This is a genomic window from Marinobacter sp. UBA2498 (assembly GCF_002341575.1).
Lineage (GTDB): Bacteria > Pseudomonadota > Gammaproteobacteria > Pseudomonadales > Oleiphilaceae > Marinobacter > Marinobacter manganoxydans.
On sequence record NZ_DDOI01000128.1, the window covers coordinates 10,900 to 14,151 of the forward strand.

At 56.8% G+C, this 3,252-nt stretch carries 3 protein-coding genes; 2 read left to right on the top strand and 1 reads right to left on the bottom strand.

Annotated features, from left to right (window positions below; genetic code table 11):
* On the bottom strand, positions 1 to 377 hold a 377-nt coding region (locus B2W52_RS17860; RefSeq protein ID WP_349677084.1), incomplete at its 3' end, for a DciA family protein.
* A 215-nt stretch (positions 378 to 592) separates the two neighbouring features.
* On the opposite strand from B2W52_RS17860, the gene B2W52_RS17865 reads away from it, so the two are divergent.
* On the top strand, positions 593 to 1,546 hold the full coding sequence (locus tag B2W52_RS17865; protein WP_008176493.1) for a M23 family metallopeptidase: 954 nt from the start codon (positions 593 to 595) through the stop codon (positions 1,544 to 1,546).
* A gap of 184 nt (positions 1,547 to 1,730) precedes the next feature.
* On the top strand, positions 1,731 to 3,252 hold a 1,522-nt coding region (gene secA / locus B2W52_RS17870; protein WP_286803831.1), incomplete at its 3' end, for a preprotein translocase subunit SecA.

Below are 3,252 nucleotides of genomic sequence, written 5' to 3' on the forward strand. Positions count from 1 at the left end.
TCCTCTTTGAGGAGCCGGGCATTTTCTTTGCTCAAAGGCTCTTTTTTGAAAACCAGCTTTTCCCGGAATCTGGGCGGGGCAACCTTGACCTTCAGTTTCCAGACGAACCGGAACAGTTCGTTCTCTCGCAGCTTTTCCATGATTTCGTGCTGGCGGAACCGGATCTGACTCGCTTTACCCGCGGTTTCGGTGGTCAGGACCAGCTCTCCGTCCTTGCAGCTGACAAAGCGTGTCCCGTTGAACAGCTCGCTCGGCAGGGCGGCCAGGACTTCTCCTTCCGCCTGTCGATGGAGCTCGGCCTTTGCCACAAGATCCTTCAGTACCGGGGTTCTGCCAAGCTTGTCGAAGGTCATTTTTTGCTCGCTTTTGCGTTTCATGGCGGCGTTTTTACTCGACGGCTGCGTTTACGATTGGTTACACTTCGGCACGGTTTATGCGTAGTGCCTGTATTACACTCGTTTTACATTGTGATAAATGAGTATGTCTACCGGGCGCTGCAATTTTTTCAGTATGTAGCTGTTGCCAAAGGATGGCAGACCCCCTTCGGATTTTTCCGGGGCGCAACACTACAGGATGCGGTTGCGGCTCAACGATGAAACCAGATGATGATATGAACATTATTCTCGTTGGCAAACGCCACGGAAAGTCCCGTGTGCTGTCGATCAACAGCACGCTTGCTGCCTGCTTGCTGTTCCTCGTGCTCTCCCTGCTGGTCGCGGCCGGCTGGGCAGGGTATCAAATGGCTGTGCAGCAGGTAGAGGCCAGAGAGCCCACCAACTCCGAGCTGGTCGCCGATTGGAAACAGAAGCTGGCAGACCAGAAGGCAGAACTGGCCAGTATTGAGGAGAACGTTCAGCAACAGGTTGATGCGCTGACTCTTCGCCTCGGCGAGATCCAGGGCCGTCTCCTGCGACTGGATGCGCTGGGCCAGCGGTTTGTGGAATCCGGCCTCGTGGCCAGTGACGAATTCAACTTCGATCAGCCGGCTGCAGTCGGCGGGCCAGAAGATGCCTTGTCCGGGGATTCCTTCTCCGCACCTGAGCTGACCCGGATGATTGAGGAAATGGAATGGCGAATCGAAGACCGCGAGCAGCAACTGCGGTTGCTCGACCAGCTGGCCTCCAGCAAGCGGCTCGAAGATGAGCTGTACCTGGAAGGCCGTCCGATCACCTGGGGCTGGCTGTCTTCGAAGTACGGTTACCGGTCCGATCCGTTTACCGGCAAGCGGACCTGGCATGCCGGTGTTGATTTGGCCGGCAAGGATGGCAGTGACATTATTTCGGTCGCCGGCGGTGTCGTTACCTATGCCGGAGAGCGCTATGGCTACGGTAACCTTGTGGAAGTCGACCATGGTGATGGTCTGATAACCCGCTATGCCCACTGCAAGACTATCAAGGTGAAGGTGGGCGATGTTGTCCAGAAAGGCCAGGTAGTCGCGCTGATGGGCAGCACAGGCCGTTCCACCGGGCCTCACGTGCACTTTGAAGTCATCCGGAATGGCAAGTCTGAAAACCCGGAAACCTACATCAAGCGGGCGAGCCGCTAATTCGGTTCCGGCCCGCAAGCCGTTGTCAGTACTTTCCCGCCAGTCGGCCTCCGGCCAGTTTTTATCCGTGAATCCGGTGCCTCATCAGCGACTTATTGCGCCTGTGTGAGGCCTACCTTTTGTCCTGTTACAAAATAAGGTTAGAATGCCGGCTTCCTCCGTTTAATCAAAGAAGCAGTGGTCTATGTTCACAAAGCTTGCAACCAAGATGTTCGGCAGTAAAAACGCCAGAGAAATCAAGAGAATGCGCAAGACGGTCATGCGCATTAACGAGCTTGAAGAGCAATATGGCAATCTGTCCGACTCCGAGTTGCAGGGCAAGACCGCGGAGTTCCGTCGTCGGATCGACGAAGGCGAATCCCTGGATGCGCTTCTTGCGGAAGCCTTCGCAACCGTGCGTGAAGCGGGCCGCCGGGTTATGGGTATGCGTCATTACGACGTCCAGCTGATCGGTGGTATCACCCTGCACGAAGGCCGGATCGCGGAAATGAAGACCGGTGAGGGCAAGACGCTGGTTGCTACCGCTTCCGTGTACCTCAACGCGTTGTCCGGCAAGGGTGTCCACGTGGTTACCGTGAACGATTACCTGGCCCGTCGTGATGCCGACTGGATGGGCAAGCTCTATCGGTTCCTGGGCATGCAGGTGGGTGTCGTGGCCTCGGGCCAGCCAGCGGAGGAAAAGCGGGCAGCCTACCAGGCCGATATTACCTACGGTACCAACAACGAATTCGGCTTCGACTACCTGCGCGACAACATGAAGCACGAGCGCAGCCAGATGGTGCAGCGCCCGTTCAACCATGCGATCATCGACGAAGTCGACTCGATCCTGATCGACGAAGCGCGCACCCCGCTGATCATCTCCGGCCCGACCGAGGACAAGACCGATCTCTACGTGACGATCGACCAGGTGATTAAGAACTTCGTCGCCGATCACAACGCGATCCCCGACAGCTCCAGCGAAGGCGTGGGCTTCTACGACACCGACGAGAAGAGCCGCACCGTCTCCCTGACCGAGGAAGGCGCGGAAGAGATCGAACAGCGCCTTGTCGCGTCGGGCCTGCTCGAAACCGACAATCTCTACGATGTCGAGAACACGCAGGTCGTCCACCACATGAACGAAGGCCTGCGCGCCAACCTGATGTTCAAGCTGGACGATCACTACATCGTGAAGGACGACAAGGTCGTCATCATCGACGAGTTCACCGGCCGCATGATGGAGGGACGCCGCTATTCGGAAGGACTGCATCAGGCGCTGGAAGCCAAGGAAAAGGTAACGATCCAGCCGGAGAACCAGACACTCGCCTCCATCACCTTCCAGAATTATTTCCGGCTCTATGAAAAACTTTCCGGCATGACCGGCACGGCCGCCACAGAGGCAGACGAATTTCTCGAAATCTACGGCCTTGAAGTCGTCGAGGTGCCCACCAATGTTGCGGTTGCCCGTATTGATTCCGACGATGAGGTTTACCGGACAGCGGAAGAGAAATATGCGGCGATCGTGGAAACAATTGAAGATTGCAGCAAACGCGGTCAACCGGTGCTGGTCGGAACGGTCTCCATCGAAAAGTCGGAAATGCTCGCGGCTCTTTTGACGCAGAAAAAAATTCCCCACAAGGTCCTGAATGCCCGCTATCACGAGCAGGAAGCAGAGATCATCAGCCAGGCGGGCCGCATCAGCGCAGTCACCATCGCCACCAACATGGCCG